At 64.7% G+C, this 15,846-nt stretch carries 18 protein-coding genes and 1 pseudogene; 17 read left to right on the top strand and 2 right to left on the bottom strand.

The annotated features are described in order from the left end of the window. Window positions 1-99 precede the first annotated feature (99 nt). Window positions 100-2,112 carry a thioredoxin domain-containing protein gene (locus LV476_RS01085; protein WP_250072445.1) on the bottom strand — a complete coding sequence of 671 codons (2,013 nt, stop codon included), beginning with the start codon at window positions 2,110-2,112 and terminating at the stop codon, window positions 100-102. Between the two features lie 93 nt (window positions 2,113-2,205). Between LV476_RS01085 and lgt the strand changes: the two genes are divergently transcribed. From lgt to LV476_RS01065, 4 genes are all read left to right on the top strand, one after another. Further along, window positions 2,206-3,027 (top strand): prolipoprotein diacylglyceryl transferase, encoded by an 822-nt coding sequence (gene lgt, locus LV476_RS01080; RefSeq protein ID WP_250072444.1) that lies wholly within the window; start codon window positions 2,206-2,208, stop codon window positions 3,025-3,027. Beyond that, window positions 3,024-3,818 (top strand): thymidylate synthase, encoded by a 795-nt coding sequence (locus LV476_RS01075; protein WP_250072442.1) that lies wholly within the window; start codon window positions 3,024-3,026, stop codon window positions 3,816-3,818. The genes lgt and LV476_RS01075 overlap by 4 nt, the downstream gene beginning before the upstream one ends. A gap of 111 nt (window positions 3,819-3,929) precedes the next feature. After that, a complete protein-coding gene (gene folA / locus LV476_RS01070; RefSeq protein ID WP_250072440.1) occupies window positions 3,930-4,433 on the top strand; it encodes a type 3 dihydrofolate reductase in 504 nt (167 codons plus the stop codon). Between the two features lie 101 nt (window positions 4,434-4,534). Continuing rightward, window positions 4,535-4,993: a hypothetical protein gene (locus LV476_RS01065; RefSeq protein ID WP_250072438.1), complete on the top strand. Its 459-nt coding sequence runs from the start codon at window positions 4,535-4,537 to the stop codon at window positions 4,991-4,993. A 106-nt stretch (window positions 4,994-5,099) separates the two neighbouring features. Here LV476_RS01065 and LV476_RS01060 read toward each other — a convergent pair whose 3' ends face one another. Continuing rightward, on the bottom strand, window positions 5,100-6,017 hold the full coding sequence (locus LV476_RS01060; RefSeq protein ID WP_284047388.1) for a LysR family transcriptional regulator: 918 nt from the start codon (window positions 6,015-6,017) through the stop codon (window positions 5,100-5,102). 154 nt (window positions 6,018-6,171) lie between these two features. Here LV476_RS01060 and LV476_RS01055 point away from each other — a divergent pair, with 154 nt between their 5' ends. The 13 genes and pseudogenes from LV476_RS01055 to LV476_RS00990 all read left to right on the top strand — a co-directional run bounded on the left by LV476_RS01055 (window position 6,172) and on the right by LV476_RS00990 (window position 15,778). Next, window positions 6,172-7,590 (top strand): form I ribulose bisphosphate carboxylase large subunit, encoded by a 1,419-nt coding sequence (locus LV476_RS01055; protein ID WP_250072436.1) that lies wholly within the window; start codon window positions 6,172-6,174, stop codon window positions 7,588-7,590. A 41-nt stretch (window positions 7,591-7,631) separates the two neighbouring features. Beyond that, the gene (locus LV476_RS01050; protein ID WP_250072434.1) at window positions 7,632-7,964 is read left to right on the top strand and encodes a ribulose bisphosphate carboxylase small subunit; all 333 of its coding nucleotides are present in this window, start codon (window positions 7,632-7,634) and stop codon (window positions 7,962-7,964) included. 375 nt (window positions 7,965-8,339) lie between these two features. Then, the gene (locus LV476_RS11155; protein ID WP_284047387.1) at window positions 8,340-10,802 is read left to right on the top strand and encodes a CsoS2 family carboxysome shell protein; all 2,463 of its coding nucleotides are present in this window, start codon (window positions 8,340-8,342) and stop codon (window positions 10,800-10,802) included. A 20-nt stretch (window positions 10,803-10,822) separates the two neighbouring features. After that, window positions 10,823-12,382, top strand: a complete 1,560-nt coding sequence (locus tag LV476_RS01035; protein ID WP_250072432.1) for a carboxysome shell carbonic anhydrase — start codon at window positions 10,823-10,825, stop codon at window positions 12,380-12,382. Beyond that, a complete protein-coding gene (locus LV476_RS01030) occupies window positions 12,379-12,630 on the top strand; it encodes a carboxysome peptide A (RefSeq protein ID WP_058575620.1) in 252 nt (83 codons plus the stop codon). Before LV476_RS01035 ends, LV476_RS01030 begins: the two co-directional genes overlap by 4 nt. Window position 12,631: 1 nt before the next feature. Next, a pseudogene (locus LV476_RS01025) lies at window positions 12,632-12,871 on the top strand (carboxysome peptide B); the annotation flags it as partial. A gap of 54 nt (window positions 12,872-12,925) precedes the next feature. Next, on the top strand, window positions 12,926-13,222 hold the full coding sequence (locus LV476_RS01020; RefSeq protein WP_058575618.1) for a BMC domain-containing protein: 297 nt from the start codon (window positions 12,926-12,928) through the stop codon (window positions 13,220-13,222). A gap of 69 nt (window positions 13,223-13,291) precedes the next feature. Continuing rightward, on the top strand, window positions 13,292-13,588 hold the full coding sequence (locus tag LV476_RS01015; RefSeq protein WP_058575618.1) for a BMC domain-containing protein: 297 nt from the start codon (window positions 13,292-13,294) through the stop codon (window positions 13,586-13,588). A 137-nt stretch (window positions 13,589-13,725) separates the two neighbouring features. Then, window positions 13,726-14,055, top strand: a complete 330-nt coding sequence (locus LV476_RS01010) for a BMC domain-containing protein (protein WP_250072430.1) — start codon at window positions 13,726-13,728, stop codon at window positions 14,053-14,055. Window positions 14,056-14,100: 45 nt separating this feature from the next. Further along, window positions 14,101-14,505: a ferritin-like domain-containing protein gene (locus LV476_RS01005; RefSeq protein WP_250072428.1), complete on the top strand. Its 405-nt coding sequence runs from the start codon at window positions 14,101-14,103 to the stop codon at window positions 14,503-14,505. A gap of 28 nt (window positions 14,506-14,533) precedes the next feature. Continuing rightward, on the top strand, window positions 14,534-14,812 hold the full coding sequence (locus LV476_RS01000) for a 4a-hydroxytetrahydrobiopterin dehydratase (RefSeq protein ID WP_250072426.1): 279 nt from the start codon (window positions 14,534-14,536) through the stop codon (window positions 14,810-14,812). 7 nt (window positions 14,813-14,819) lie between these two features. Next, window positions 14,820-15,458 carry a ParA family partition ATPase gene (gene parA, locus LV476_RS00995; protein WP_284047386.1) on the top strand — a complete coding sequence of 213 codons (639 nt, stop codon included), beginning with the start codon at window positions 14,820-14,822 and terminating at the stop codon, window positions 15,456-15,458. Next, on the top strand, window positions 15,455-15,778 hold the full coding sequence (locus LV476_RS00990) for a hypothetical protein (protein WP_250076347.1): 324 nt from the start codon (window positions 15,455-15,457) through the stop codon (window positions 15,776-15,778). Before parA ends, LV476_RS00990 begins: the two co-directional genes overlap by 4 nt. Window positions 15,779-15,846: the final 68 nt, after the last annotated feature.

The following is a 15,846-nucleotide window of genomic DNA, read 5'->3' as shown; positions in this document are numbered from 1 at the left end:
CTGGCGTCCACTCTGAAGTGCCTGCTTTGCCGAGGAGACTAGGGAGACGAGTTGGCAGTCTTGTGACCGATGTGTGGCATTTCCGTGACGGGATGACAGTCAGTCGAACTGGGCGATCAGACGGGCGGGGTCCGATTCGGGGGGCAGGCAGGCCGTGCCGCGACAGATATAGGCCAGGCCGCCCTCGCCCTTCGGCAACGGCTTGTCGGCCGGCAGATCGTCGTTTCCCAGAGCCAGCACGGCAATGCCGCGACCGCGCAGGTCATCGATAGCCGCCTGCCATGAGCTCATGTCGTGCGCCTTGATCACGACCAGCGTCGCCGGCTGGTGGAAACGCCGCAGCGCGGCGAGCAGGCGCGGATGGACCTGAGGGGCGCGGTCGAGCGACCCGCCCGCCGCCTTGAATATGCCCTCGGCCATGTCGAGCCAGTCGGTGCGCCCCAGGGCATAACCCAGTCGGGCAAGCGTATCGGCGAGGATGGCGTTGCCTGACGGTTGGGCATCGTCGGTGAACACCACAAGACTGCCCACCGGCGCCCCGTGACCGTCGTGGCTCAAGCGGAAGGCACCGGTCTCGTCACCGAAGCGCTCCCGAACGACCTCGACAATCGCCTCGATCATATCCAGCCGTTCGGTATCCGGCGAGCGGAAGAAGGCCTCGCTCTGTGCCTCCAACACTGCGGCGTAGTCGTCCAGGAACGCCGGCACCGACTCGCGTTCGCCGAGCCGCCCGGTGGGCAAGTCCGCCACTGCCACATCAACCGGGATCAGACGGTCGAGCAGGTTCATCCCCATCGCGGCCCAGTCTTCCCGGCCCAGTCGGGCCCCGGCGCGCATCAGCCCCGTGGCGAGCAGCGCGTTGAGTCCCAGCAGTGACTTGTCATCGCGCTTGGGCTGCGCCCGGCGGGCGCGACGCTCGAGCAGCGCGGCACGAACCGCCTCGTCGATGGGCTGGATATCGGCTACCCGGTCGGCGCGCCGGACAGCGGCCAGGTGCCAGCGCCCCTCGAAGTTGGCCGGGCGGTCGAGGCCGTAATCGCTGGTGAAGGCATCGATCATCTCCGTATCGACACCCGCTTGTTCCAGAACGCCCCTCGCCTCGTCGGGCGTCCAGAGGTAGGTTGCGCCCTCCTCGCCCTGGGTGTCGGCATCGAGGCTCGCCGCAAAAGTGCCATCCGGCAGCTGCATTCGGTGCAGGAAATGAGTGATCGACCGATCAAGCAGCCGCTCGATCACGGCACGCCGGCCATCGTCGCGGCCCAGGGTGGCGAAGCGCGCCAGCGTCGCCGGCAGTTGGGCGTTGTCGACCAGCATCTTCTCGAAGTGCGGGATGGTCCAATCGGCATCAACGCAATAACGGAAGATGCCGCCGCCGAGGTGATCGAACAGTCCTCCGTCAAGCAACGCAGCAACGGCATGGTCCAACCGACCGCTGCCGTCCCCGCCATGCGAGGCCGCCTCGTCGAGCATAAAATCGAGCAGCGGCAGCTGCGGAAACTTCGGCGCGCCGCCCAACCCGCCATGCTCGTCATCCAGCGCTCCCTCGAGCCGTGCCCGTGCCGCGTCGGCGATCGAGACCGGTGGCACCGACTCGCTTCCCGGCGGCGCGGACGTGAGTGCTTGATGCACGGCCGCGCCCTGCTGCCGGGTCTGGTCGCCCTTCTCCCGGTAGGCGCTGTGGACCCGCCCGAGCAGGTCGGCAAACCCCGGCATGCCGAAGCGCGGCTCAGCCGGGAAATAGGTGCCGATGAAGAACGGGCTCAGGTCATCGGGGTTGAGGAAGGCGGTCAGCGGCCAGCCACCGCCACGCTGGTTCAAGAGCGCGTGGGCCGTCTGGAAGGTCTTGTCCAGATCCGGCCGCTCCTCGCGGTCGACCTTGATATTGACGAAGTAGCGGTTCATCACCGCGGCGATGTCGGGATCGGAGAAGCTCTCGCGCGCCATCACGTGGCACCAATGACAGGCGGCGTAGCCGATCGACAGCAGGATCGGGCGATCCTGCTCGCGGGCGAGCTCCAGCGTCTCCGGGCTCCACTCGCGCCACTCGACCGGGTTGTCGGCGTGCGCCTGGAGATAGGGACTGGTGGCGTTCTGCATGCGAGGGTTGGTCATCGAGACTCACTCCCGTGGGGGAATGGATGATCGGCGATCAGTCGCCCGATACTGGTAGACTCGGGTCCGTTTAACAACTGCGCGGACAACCCAATGGACTACCCCGCCATCGATCCCATCGCCCTGCAGATCGGCCCACTGGCCATCCACTGGTACGGCCTGATGTACCTGTTCGGATTCGCCGGCGCCTGGGCGCTGGCCCGCCTGCGAGCCCGCCGCCCCGACTGGCCGATCAGCCCGATACAGGTCGACGACCTGCTCTTCTACAGTGCCCTGGGCGTGATCCTGGGCGGGCGCATCGGCTACATGCTGTTCTACCAACCGGGCATGCTGATCGACTCGCCATTGAGCCTGTTCGCGATCTGGGACGGCGGCATGAGCTTCCATGGCGGGCTGCTCGGGGTGCTGGTATCGATGGCGCTGTACGCCCGCGCCCAGGGGCTGGCGTTCTTCACCGTCACCGACTTCATTGCCCCGCTGGTACCGATCGGTCTGTTCTTCGGCCGGATCGGCAACTTCATCAACGCCGAGCTGTGGGGCAGTCCCACCACCCTGCCCTGGGGCATGGTCTTCCCGGGCGCCGGTCCCGAACCGCGCCATCCCTCGATGCTCTACGAGGCGGCGCTCGAGGGACTGGTGCTGTTCATCCTCTTGTGGCTGTTCTCCATGAAGCCGCGCCCGCGCATGGCCGTCTCCGGGCTGTTCCTGCTCGGCTACGGCGTATTCCGCTTCGGCGTCGAATTCGTCCGCGAGCCGGATGCCCATATCGGCTACCTGGCCGGCGGCTGGGTCACCATGGGCCACGTCCTGTCCGCGCCCATGATCATCGCCGGGATCGCCCTGCTGGCATGGGCTTATCGCCGCGGTATCATGGACCGCCCCGCTCACAACCAACCGACCGCGAGTTCCGAATGAAGGCCTATCTCGACCTGATGCAGCGCGTCCTCGACCACGGCGTGGACCGCGACGATCGCACCGGCACCGGCACGCGCAGCGTCTTCGGCCACCAGATGCGTTTCGACCTCTCGGAGGGCTTCCCGGCACTGACCACCAAGAAGCTGCACCTGCGCTCGATCATCCACGAGTTGCTGTGGTTCATCAGCGGCGACACCAACGTGCGCTACCTGCAGGACAACGGCGTACGCATCTGGAACGAGTGGGCGGACGAGAACGGCGACCTCGGCCCGGTCTATGGCGCGCAGTGGCGTTCCTGGCCGACCCGCGACGGCGGCACCATCGATCAGCTGGGCCAGGTAATCGAGCAGATCAAGACGAACCCCCAGTCGCGCCGGCTGATCGTCACGGCCTGGAACCCGGCCGACGTGCCCGAGATGGCCCTGCCGCCCTGCCATCTCTTGTTCCAGTTCTACGTGGCCAACGGCAAGCTCTCCTGCCAGCTCTACCAGCGCAGCGCGGACATCTTCCTCGGCGTGCCGTTCAACATCGCGAGCTACGCCCTGCTGACCATGATGGTCGCGCAGGTCTGCGATCTCGAGCCCGGCGAGTTCGTCCACACGCTCGGTGACGCGCACCTCTACCACAACCACCTCGAGCAGGCTCAGCTGCAGCTGACCCGCGAACCGCGCGCCCTGCCGACGATGCGCATCAACCCCGAGCGGCGCACGATCGACGAGTTCGTTTTCGACGACTTCGAGCTGGTCGACTACGACCCGCACCCGCACATCAAAGCGAAGGTCGCGGTCTAACGACAACCGACCCGCCGAAGGGCGAAATCAGGTGAACCGGCACGGGGTTTCGGCTAGACTGCGGGGTTGATCCGAAGCCACTTTCAACCGTGCCGTCAGGCAGGAATCCCCATGCGCGTGAGTCTCATCGCCGCGATGGCCCGCAACCAGGTCATCGGTCGCAACAACCAGCTTCCCTGGCGACTGCCGGCCGATCTCAAGCACTTCAAGCAGCTGACGATGGGCAAGCCCCTGATCATGGGGCGCAAAACCTACGAGTCGATCGGCAAGCCGCTGCCGGGGCGGACCAACATCGTCGTGACCCGTGACGAAGGCTTTTCGGCCGAGGGCGTGATCGTGGTGCATTCGCTCAACGCCGCCCTGGCCGAGGCCGAATCACACCTCGACGAGAGCAACGAGGCGATGGTGATGGGTGGAGCGAACATCTATTACCAGTATCTGCCCCGTGCCGACCGCATGTACCTGACGCTGGTGGAAGTGGAAGTGGCCGGCGATGCGCACTTCCCGGTCTACGTGCCCGACGAGTGGGAGCTGACGGAAGTCACCCGCCACGAGCCGGACAACAAGAATCCCTACGGCTACCAGTTTCTCGTTTTCGACCGTATCCCGAACTGACGGGCCGGCCGGACTGCACTACCATCAGGGACGAAGGGTGGCGTGAATCGACAACGGTTCCGCCTGTCGCATCAGGCCGGCATAGAACCCAGGAGTCCGTGATGACCCAGCCGTCTCTCGACCTGCGTGACGAATTCGACTACCAGCCCGAGCTCATCGCCCGACTCGTGGACGTCTACGACATTGCCCTTCGCTTTCGCTGGCTGTACGCCAGCGGCATCGCCCTGGCGGGCGCCTTCTTCATGCTGCAGTGGTCCTTGCTGGCCAATACCGCGACCTATGGCCACCCCTGGGTCGGCGTGCCGCTAATCGCCATGGCGGTCTGGCTGGCACTCGCCCCGGCGGCAACGATTGCCAAGTGGGTCTCCCTGCCGGCGCACTTCAGTAACGACTACCTCTCCTTCCGCGACCTGCACTGGGTGCGGCTGATGACCGAACGCCATCCGGTGCTCGCCACCACCGCCGAGCCCTTCCTCAAGGCGCGCGAGCCGGTGCCGGTCGGCGCCTTGCGCCACTTCTGGGCGCCGCTGGTGCGAGAGGAGGAACGCCAGCAACGCTAGCACAGGCGCCCTCCGCACTCGCCAACAATGAAAGGCCCGCTGTTTCAGCGGGCTTTTTGCCGTTGGGACCGAAAAATATGCGGGCCCATCCTCGGACAATGATTAATCACTCCTCGGCCGGCTGACGCACCTGCTGTTTAGCCTGTTCGAGCACGTAGTCGTGGAAACTGCGCATGACCGGCGTATCCCGTTTGCCCTGACGCTGGACCATGTACCAGTGACGGATGATCGGTAGCCCCTCGACGTCGAGGACCACAAGACGGCCGGTCTCCAGCTCCAGCTCGAGCGTGTGCTGGGAGACGATACCGACACCTAGTCCGGCCTCGATCGCCTGCTTGATCGCCTCGTTCGAGCGCATCTCCAGGCCGGGTTTGACCGCGAGACCATGCTCCTCGAAAAAACGCTCGATCGCCGCACGCGTGCCGGATGCCGACTCCCGCTGCACGAAGCGGTGCTGCGCGAGCTCCTCGAGGGCAATCTCCTCGCGTTCGGCCAGCGGGTGATCCGGCGCGGCGATGGCCACCAGCGGGTTCTCGAGGAACGCCTCGGACACCAGGTCCGCGTCAGTCGGCGGCTCGCCCATGATCACGATGTCGGTCTCGTTGTCTGCCAGCTGGCGTAACAGCCGTTCGCGGTTGGTGACATCGAGACTGATCGACACACCCGGATAACGCTTGGAGAAGTCGGCAAGCAGGCGGGCAACGAAGTAGTTGGCGGTACTCGCCACGCTCACCCGCAGATGACCGCGGTGTACCCCCTTCATTCCCTCCAGCACCTCCTCGGCTTCGGTGATCACTTCGAGGATGCGTTGGGCGTAGCCATACAGCTCGCGGCCAGCATCCGTGAGGTACAGCTTGCGCCCCGTCTGTTCGAACAGCGGCAGATCGACATTGTCCTCGAGCTGACGAATCTGCATTGACACGGCAGGTTGAGTAAGATGCAGTTTCTCCGCTGCCTTGGTGTAGTTGAGAAGCTCGGCTGCGGCGCTGAACACGCGGAGCTGATGCAATGTGAATCGAATCATCGACTAATCCATAAGGCTTTCTTTATGGTGAACATCACTTATTTTGAATTGCTTTGATGGTCGGTGGACGTATAGTATCGGCCGAGACGAGACGGGGCCTAACCCCAGGTCGATTCCAAACCCAATGCCAACCTTACCCTTCCGGAGGATCGCTATGGCGAATAAATACAGCGCGGGCGTAAAAGATTACCGCGAAACCTATTGGATGCCGGAGTACACGCCGCTGGACACTGACCTGCTGGCGTGCTTCAAGATCACCCCGCAGCCGGGCATCGATCGCGAAGAGGCAGCCGCTGCCGTTGCAGCCGAGTCCTCCACCGGCACTTGGACCACGGTCTGGACTGACCTCCTCACCGACATGGACTTCTACAAGGGGCGCGCGTACCGCATCGAGGACGTGCCGGGCGACGACAGCGCGTTCTACGCGTTCATCGCTTACCCGATCGACCTGTTCGAGGAAGGCTCCGTTGTAAACGTCTTCACCTCGCTGGTCGGCAACGTGTTCGGCTTCAAGGCCATCCGTGGTCTGCGCCTGGAAGACGTTCGCTTCCCGCTGGCATACATCAAGACCTGTGGCGGTCCCCCGCACGGTATCCAGGTCGAGCGTGACAAGCTGTCCAAGTACGGCCGTCCGATGCTGGGCTGCACCATCAAGCCGAAGCTGGGTCTGTCCGCCAAGAACTACGGCCGTGCCGTTTACGAGTGCCTCCGTGGCGGTCTCGACTTCACCAAGGACGACGAGAACATCAACTCTCAGCCGTTCATGCGTTGGCGTGACCGCTTCCTGTTCGTCCAGGAGGCAACCGAGACCGCACAGGCTCAGACCGGCGAGCGCAAGGGTCACTACCTAAACGTTACCGCTCCGACCCCGGAAGAGATGTACAAGCGTGCCGAGTTCGCCAAGGAGATTGGCGCACCGATCATCATGCACGACTACATCACCGGCGGCTTCACCGCTAACACCGGTCTGGCCAAGTGGTGTCAGGAAAACGGCGTTCTGCTGCACATCCACCGCGCGATGCACGCAGTAATCGACCGTAGCCCGACTCACGGCATCCACTTCCGCGTACTGACCAAGATCCTGCGTCTGTCCGGCGGTGACCACCTGCACACCGGTACCGTCGTGGGCAAGCTGGAAGGCGACCGCGCCTCCACCCTCGGCTGGATCGACCTGCTGCGTGAATCCTTCATCCCGGAAGACCGCTCCCGCGGCATCTTCTTCGATCAGGACTGGGGCTCCATGCCGGGCGTCTTCGCCGTCGCATCCGGTGGTATCCACGTCTGGCACATGCCGGCACTCGTCAACATCTTTGGCGACGACTCCGTCCTGCAGTTCGGCGGTGGCACGCTGGGTCACCCGTGGGGCAACGCCGCTGGCGCCGCTGCCAACCGTGTCGCTCTGGAAGCCTGTGTCGAGGCCCGCAACCAGGGTCGTGACGTAGAGCGCGAAGGCAAGGAGATCCTGACTCAGGCCGCACAGCACAGCCCTGAGCTGAAGATCGCCATGGAAACCTGGAAAGAGATCAAGTTCGAGTTCGACACCGTCGACAAGCTCGACAACCAGAACCGCTAATCCAGGCCTTCTTAACCAGAACCAGACATAGGTAAGAAACCATGAATCAAATGCAGGACTACAAGACGACGGTCAAGTACGAGACTTTCTCCTACCTGCCGTCCATGACCCCGGACCAAATCCGCGCTCAGATCGAGTACGCGCTGTCGCAGGGCTGGGCCCCGAGCGTCGAGCACGTCGAGCCGGAAAACATGATGAACCACTACTGGTACATGTGGAAGCTGCCGTTCTTCGGTGAAGACAACGTCGAGAACGTTCTCACCGAGATCGAAGAGTGCCACCGCAAGTACCCGGGCCATCACGTCCGTCTGGTTGCCTACGACAACTTTACCCAGAGCCAGGGTACGGCCTTCGTGGTTTACCGCGCAGGCTAATAGTCGAGGCCCCGGCGCGTCTCCGGACGCGCCAGGCAATCCCATACACGAGGTACAACAGGCATGCCTGTACAATCTGGAAACAATGCAGCCAGAAATCGTGCAGCAGCTCGCGCCCGACAGGAAGCGGCTCGACGTGGCGACACGTCTGTCTCTTCCGCAGGGGGCAGCCTTGCCGGTCTGACCGGCAAGGAACTTGCCCGCGCACGTCGTGCGCAGTTGTCCGCACACGGCAAAAACGCCAGCACCTCGGCCTGGAAATCGTCGGCATCCGCCGCTCGTCAGAACCCCGCTGCATCGCGGTCCTCTGGCAGCAACGGTGCCGCCGGCTCGCAATCCCAAGCATCGGCGTCTTCCGACGAATCCGTTGACCAGATGTGCTCGCTCGCCGAGTCCGATCCGGGTCAGTTCGGTTCCGAGGCGGATCTGGTGCGTTCCGTCTGCCGTTCGCGTCGCCAGGCCATGGCGAAGTACGGCAAGTCGGCGCTCCCGCCGAAGCCCGCCTCTCAGGGCGGCCCGGGTCGTAACCAGATGCCGTTTGCTGACGAGGCTCGAGCCCAGCAGCAACCGGCGGAGGTTCGCAACGACGCCCAGGCCAGCACTGAGGACGAGGCTTCGTTCGAGTCGCTCTGCACGGTCGCCAAGAAGCGGCCGGCCCGTCTCGGCAAGCAGGCCAATTCCGTTCGCCAAATTTGTCAGGCCCGTCGTGAGGCCATGGCAAACAAAGGCAAGCGGGCCCTGCCGGCCAAGCCGGCGTCCCAGGGCGGCCCGGGGCGTGTGGGTTACCAGGTCCCTGGTTATCTGGACACGAGTGCCAGCGGACGCGAAGCGGCCATGCGCCATCGCGAAATGCTGTGCCACTACGGTCGGGGCAGCGCCCCTTCCTGCCGTCCCGTCGGACGTCGCAAGCCGAGCTCGACCGAAGAGGCGTCCGCGCCAAAAAAGGTGGAGACCGGTCACACGATTTCCGGCCATGAGGTGAAGGGCACCCAGGTGGAGCGCTCCAAGCGCGTTTCGGGTAACGAATCCGGCAGCTGCCGGGTGATCTCGGGCACCGAGTACATCGGCAACGAGCAATACGAGCAGTTCTGCTCCACCCGCCCGCAGCCGAACGAGCCGAAGGTTCGCACGACGACGACCGCCCGCGGTCATGGCGTCAGCGGCACCGCCGTAGGTCGAGCCGCCCAGGTAACCGGTGACGAGCGCGGGACTTGCGAGTCCGTGACCGGCACCGAGTACCTGAGCAGCGAAGACCTGCAGTCCTTCTGCGGCACGAAGGCCCGCCCGACCCACGCCAACAAGGTCGTGGAAGGTCGGACCGAGAAGCAGATGCGTGTGACCGGTAGCGACGAGTATCGTCCGGTTCGGGCCACTGGTGGCGAGGCGGGTGCAGCCCGTCCGATCACCGGCTCCGAGTATGCCGATGCCGGCGTGGCACGGATGACCATCAACGGCGCACCGAAAAAGGTTGCGGAGACGCACACCTACACCGGTCGCACCGTTTCCGGCACTGCCGTTGGTCGCTCCAGCCACGTCACGGGTGACGAGCCTGGCACCTGCCGCAATGTCTCCGGTACCCAGTACCTGAGCTTCGAGCAGTACGAATCGTTCTGCAACACGCGGCCCGAGCCGGGTTACGAGAAGGTCGGCGTTGACCAGTCGCGGCACGGTGAGCGGATCACGGGCAATCTCGTGGATCGCAGCGAGCGCGTGACTGGTAACGAGCCGGGTTCCTGCTCCCGTGTCACGGGTTCTCAGTACGGCGAACCGCGTCTTTGCGGTGGCGGCGTCGACAAGGTCCAGTCCATGCACACCCTCGGTGGGCACGGTCTGACCGGTCAGCGCGTCGACCATCACCCAAAGATGTCCGGTGACGAGCAAGGGGGGTGCATGCCCGTCACCGGTACCGAGTATTACGGCGCTGAACACTACGGCTCGTACTGCTCGGCTTCGCCCGCACCCCGTGCTGAGAAGGTCGAGGAGTCGCTGACTTGCGAGGGGCAGACCGTCGGCGGTACGCCGATGGACCGCACCCAGCACGTGACCGGTAACGAATACGGTTACGAGCACTACGTCAGCGGCACCCCGTATGCGAACGCGATGCACACCGGCTGTGCGGCACCGACCAGCCATCCGATGGCTGCGCCGACGCAACCGAGTGCACGCTACGTGCCCCAGGCGGCACCGGCACCGGCCCAGGAACCGATCACGGCTCCGCAGGGCTTCAGTGTCGAACCGCCGGCACGCGCCGCTCGCGGCCGCATCACGGGCAGCTCGTTCGACCAAGGTGGTCGTATCACCGGCCCGAGCAACATGGCCATGGGACTGATCACCGGTACGCCGGAGTTCCGTCACCCTGAGCCGAGCGCCGCGCATCCGCGGATGGGTTCGGTCATGCCGACGCCGACGCCTGCACAGGCACCGGCTCCGGCACCCGCACCTGCCCCGGTTCAACCGGCGCCGACTCAGAACGCCCCGGCAGAGCCGGTCGAGGCCGCCGAGCCGCAACCGGCGACCCCGGCTGCGTCTCCGGCCGAGGCCGAGCTGCAGTGCGCTCCCGAGCCGCAGGTAAGCGAGCGCATCACCGGCGAAGGTGGCGAGCGTTGCCGGATTACCGGTGACGACTGGTCGCGCAACGGCAAGGTCTCGGGTACCGAAGGCCAGTGGGCACAGTCCCGCAACCCGTCCCTCCGGGGGCAGGCTCGCGGCGCCGTGCGCAACGCCTGGGTCAACCGTGAAGTGCCGCGTCCGGACGTTCCGTCGTCCAAGATTACCGGCAGCAGCGGTAACGACATGAACGGCTCGACCATCACCTACTCCGGTGGTGCCAGGGGCTAAGTGGACGAATGAGTGGCGTGATGACACAGCAACCGTTTCGACGCAGCAGTCTGGGTGCGCCCCGTCTGGGTCAGCGTCGGGCCCCTTTCGGGCTCGGTGCACCCAAGGGTCGTCGCAGCCCGCTGGGTTCGCCCCAGGTGGCGCACCCAGCCTGCCCGTCGCTTCCGGAACGCGGCTGTCATCACCCGCTTACCGACCATGAAGGCAACCGGCAACTGGCGTACTGCGAGGACTCCGTCACGGAGCGGTTCGATCGCATCGTCCCGTTCCTGAAGGATGTCGCCGCCCTGCCCCGTGACGGGCAGCTGGGCGACCGCATCCAGGAGATGGCCCAAGACCGGCTCGGCCACGGCTTCGATCAAGCCCTGGTCACCGACAGCTGGATCAACGGGCCGGACCTGCGGGGTCTGTTCGCAAGTGCCACCTTTGAAGCGCTCAACGCGGCCGCAAGGCAGTTTGGGCGCAAACTGGAAGACCAAAAGAACGACGCGCTGTCCACGAGCAATTTCTTTCTCGACTGCGGTTTCCACGCGGTCGACATCAGTCCTTGCTCGGACGGGCGGCTCAAGGGCCTCATGCCGTTTATCATGCGGCTGCCGGCCTGGTCGTTCACCTATCGCAAGGCGTATGCCGGCGCACTGTTCGACGTGGAGGAAGACCTCCAGCTGTGGAGCGAAGTCGAACTCCGCCGGTTTCGCGAGGGCGTACCGAGTCGCGCTGACGAGGGTACCCGCTATCTCAAGATCGCGGTCTACCACGGCAGCTCCTCGGACCCCAATCATGAAGGCTGCGCCGCGCATGGCAGCGACGAGCGCAAGGCAGCCGAAGCCGCACTGGATCGGCTGCAGGCCTTCCGCCAGGCAGTGGAGAACACCTACTGCTGTGGCGCGAGTACCGACATCCTCCTGGTGGGTGTCGACACGGACACGGACGCCATTCGCGTCCACGTCCCGGATGCCAACGGCGACCTGAGCGTGCATCGCTACGTCGACAACGCCTACCTGTACCAGGAGACGTTGAATCTCGACCGGGAAGCCGCACGTCGGGCCGTGTACGATGCGATCCGCTCGGTGAACGAGACGGACGACTGGGGACGCAGCACCGGTGGCGAACCGCATGACGGCATGCGACGTTTCATCGCCACCCTGCTGGTCAACAACCTGTCACAGATCGATTACGTGACAGAGCGGCATCAGGGCCGCTACCCGGCCGAGAGCATCGGCCATGCCGAGCGCTATATCAGCGTCGGCGACGGCTTCGAGGAAGTGCAGATGCGCAACATCGCGTATTACGCGCACCTGCACACCGTCGAAGAGAACACGAACGACCTGGACGTCGGGATCAAGATTTTCCGCAAGCTCAACGTGAGCCACGGACTGCCGATCCCGATTGCCATCCACTTCCGTTACGACGGACGGGTTCCGGGTGGACGAGACCGGGCGGTTGCGCGGGCGCAGCGTGTCTGCAACGCGATCCGCGAGCGCCATCACGCGCTGGACGAGCAGAACATGCTGTTCTTCCAGCTGACCGTGCAGGACCGTCCGTCCGGCAGCGAAATTGAAGAGGTTTCACAAGCATGAAGATCATGCGGGTCGAAAAGACCTTGGTCTCCACCAACCGGATCGGTGAGCTGGGCCACCGCCCGCTGCTCGTGGTGACGGACAAGCCGGGCGGCACGCCGCAGGTCGCGGTCGACGCCATCGGCTGCATCCCGGGGGACTGGGTCATCTGCGTCGGCTCATCGGCGGCACGGGAAGCGGCGGGCAGCAAGTCCTACCCGTCCGACCTGACCATCGTGGGCATCATCGACCAATGGTCCGCTGAGTGACATGGAGATCATGCAGGTACGTTCCGATCTCGTGGCCACGCGCCGCGTGCCGGGACTGAAACACACATCCTTGAGGGTGCTCGTCGATCAGTCGGGCAAGCTCAATGTCGCCGCCGACCCTGTCGGGGCGCCAGAAGGGAAATGGGTCGTCACCGTCAGCGGTTCTGCCGCCCGGTTGGCGCTCCCGGATCCCACGATCCAGACCGATCTAACGATCATCGGGATCATTGATAACTGGGATCCAAACTGAAATTAGGGTTTCTGTTTTAACAAGTCGTTCGAGAGGAGAAACGAGATGGCTGATGTATCCGGTATCGCACTGGGAATGATTGAGACGCGCGGCCTGGTGCCGGCAATCGAGGCGGCTGACGCCATGACCAAGGCTGCCGAGGTTCGCCTGGTTGGTCGTCAGTTCGTCGGTGGCGGCTACGTGACCGTTCTGGTCCGTGGCGAGACCGGCGCTGTTAACGCTGCCGTTCGCGCTGGCGCCGACGCCTGTGAGCGTGTTGGTGACGGCCTGGTCGCTGCGCACATCATCGCGCGTGTCCATTCCGAAGTAGAAAACATCCTGCCGAAAGCCCCGGAAGCCTAAGGCGGATTCACGTAGCGTCGGCGACCTGACGTCGCCGGCCGATTCAACTACAGCTTGGGAGTAACTCAAATGGCTGATGTATCCGGTATCGCACTGGGAATGATTGAAACGCGCGGCCTCGTGCCGGCAATCGAAGCGGCTGACGCCATGACCAAGGCCGCCGAGGTTCGCCTGGTTGGTCGTCAGTTCGTCGGCGGTGGCTACGTGACCGTTCTGGTCCGTGGTGAGACCGGCGCTGTTAACGCTGCTGTTCGCGCTGGCGCTGACGCCTGTGAGCGCGTAGGCGACGGCCTGGTGGCTGCGCACATCATCGCGCGTGTCCACTCCGAGGTAGAGAACATTCTGCCGAAAGCCCCGGAAGCTTAATTCCGGGCACTTGCAAGCAGGACTGTCTGACCGTGTCCACGGGCACGGTCTGCCTGCTGCCCTATTCTTTTTCAGGAGCCGTTTAGACGTAAGTGCTGACGGCTCTTGTTGGATTGACTGACCTGAGGGTGCACGACATGGCTTCCACCACTGGTATCGCACTGGGTATGATCGAGACCCGCGGCCTCGTGCCGGCCATCGAGGCCGCCGACGCCATGACCAAGGCCTCCGAAGTGAGCCTGATCGGCCGCTCCTTCGTCGGCGGCGGCTACGTGACCGTGCTGGTCCGTGGCGAGACCGGCGCCGTCAACGCGGCAGTCCGCGCTGGCGCCGATGCCTGCGAGCGAGTCGGTGACGGCCTGGTCGCGGCGCACATCATTGCCCGCGTGCACGGTGAGGTCGAGTCGATCCTGCCGGAGGATCCGTCCCAAAGCGAATCCTCCTGGTGCGTCCCGTCTATCGGCTGACGCGAGGCTGATACCCGCTGAGAGGGATTGGCAATGAGCATGCGGATGAATTCGCGTGTGATCGGGCTGCTCGGACGCGCCCTGCAACTGGAAATGGAATCCGCCCAGCAGCACCTGACCCGGGCGAGTCTCGCCTCGCTCTGGGGTGACCAGGCACTGGCCGACCACCTCACCCGCCTGTCGGACGAGGAAATGGGACACGCCGACCTGCTGACCCGGCAGATGCTGCTCTTGGGCTACGCACCGCCGGGCCTGTCGCTCGCCCCGGTTCGACCCGGGCGCAACCCGGACGAGATCCTGGCACTGAGCCGGGCCAACGAATGGGAGACGGTGCGATTCTACGAGGAGTCCGCCAACTGGTTCCGGCGCTTCCAGCCGGACGAGACCGGCGCCCTCTTCGCCCACCTTCTCGAGCAGGAGCTGGGCCACGTCCGTCAGCTCGGCGGCTAGGCAACACGAGTTCTCAGGGAGAACGCACATGTCCGACACGACCGACATCAAGTTGGACGGCTGGCAGACACAGAAACGCCCGCCGATGCTCATTCGACGCTTCGAGTTCGAGGACTACGACCAGACGCGCGACTTCCTCGACCGCCTCGCCGAGGCATCCGAGGAAATGGGCTACCATCCCAGCCTGCAGTTCGACCGCACCACGGTGAGCGTGAACGTCTCGCCGCTGGAGGAAACGCTGGGAGACCTCGAGGTCAACTTCGCGCGCAAGGCCGACGAGTTGGCCGGTCAAACCCAGGAGGGGTAACGATCCAATGTCCGCACACGTCATCGCACTGGCCAATCTCAAGGGCGGCTGTGGCAAGACCACGCTTTCCATCAACCTTGCCTCGGGCCTGGCCAGGCGGGCGGAAGTCGGACTGATCGACGCCGATCCGCAGGGCGCCCTGCGGCACTGGTCCGGCTGGGGCGAGGCCAAATCCGGCCTGCCGCGCCTGTTCGATGACCACGACAATGCGCATCGGAATCTCGAGCACGCCCGGGAGCACTGCGACTACGTGATCGTGGACTGCCCGCCGTCGCTCGACATGAACGTGACGATCGAGCTCCTCGAGCACAGTCACCAGGTGCTGATCCCGGTTCTCCCCTCCCCGCTCGACCTGTGGGCGAGCGCCGACACCGTCGAGGCGGTGACCAAAGCGCGGGAGAAAGGCAACACCGAACTTTCGGCTTATCTGTTGCTCAATCAGACCGAACCACGCAGCGCCATGACCCGAGCCATGCAGAACGCCATCTCGGGGCTTGGCTTGCCCGTACTTCCCTCGGCCGTCCGTCGCCGTGCCGCGTTCCGCACAGCGGTGGTGGAGGGAGTGAGCGTCTACCAGCTCGGCGGCCGCGGCCGTGCGGCGGTAGACGAAATCGAGAACATCATTGACGAGGTTACGCCATCATGAGCAAGTTGGAAGACAAGCTGAGCGCCAGCGTGAAGTCCGAGTCCCAGCAGAAGCCGGCCGAAGCAAGCACGGAAAACAAGACCGCCGCCAAGCCGGCCGAGAGCAAGGCCTCGACCTCGGCGGCCAAGCCCGCGACCAAGCCGGCAGCCAAGTCCACGGCCAAGCGCAGCACCACCACTCGCCGCGCACCGGCCAAGAAGCCCGCCGCCAAGAAGCCGGCAGCCAAGCCGACCACCACGGCCAAGAAGCCGGCTCAGAAGACGGAAAACGCAGGTCTCGGCAAGCAGCCGCTGCACCCGCGCCGCGTCTGGCCGGACTGAGTGTCTCCCCGGGCCGGTCCCCCACCGGCCCTTTCCGCTTCCCATGTCACCCGCAGAACAGCGACCAA

It is taken from the genome of Guyparkeria hydrothermalis (assembly GCF_023555385.1).
In the GTDB taxonomy this organism is placed as follows: Bacteria; Pseudomonadota; Gammaproteobacteria; order Halothiobacillales; family Halothiobacillaceae; genus Guyparkeria; species Guyparkeria hydrothermalis_A.
This window is presented reverse-complemented; position numbering and strand designations above follow the sequence as displayed.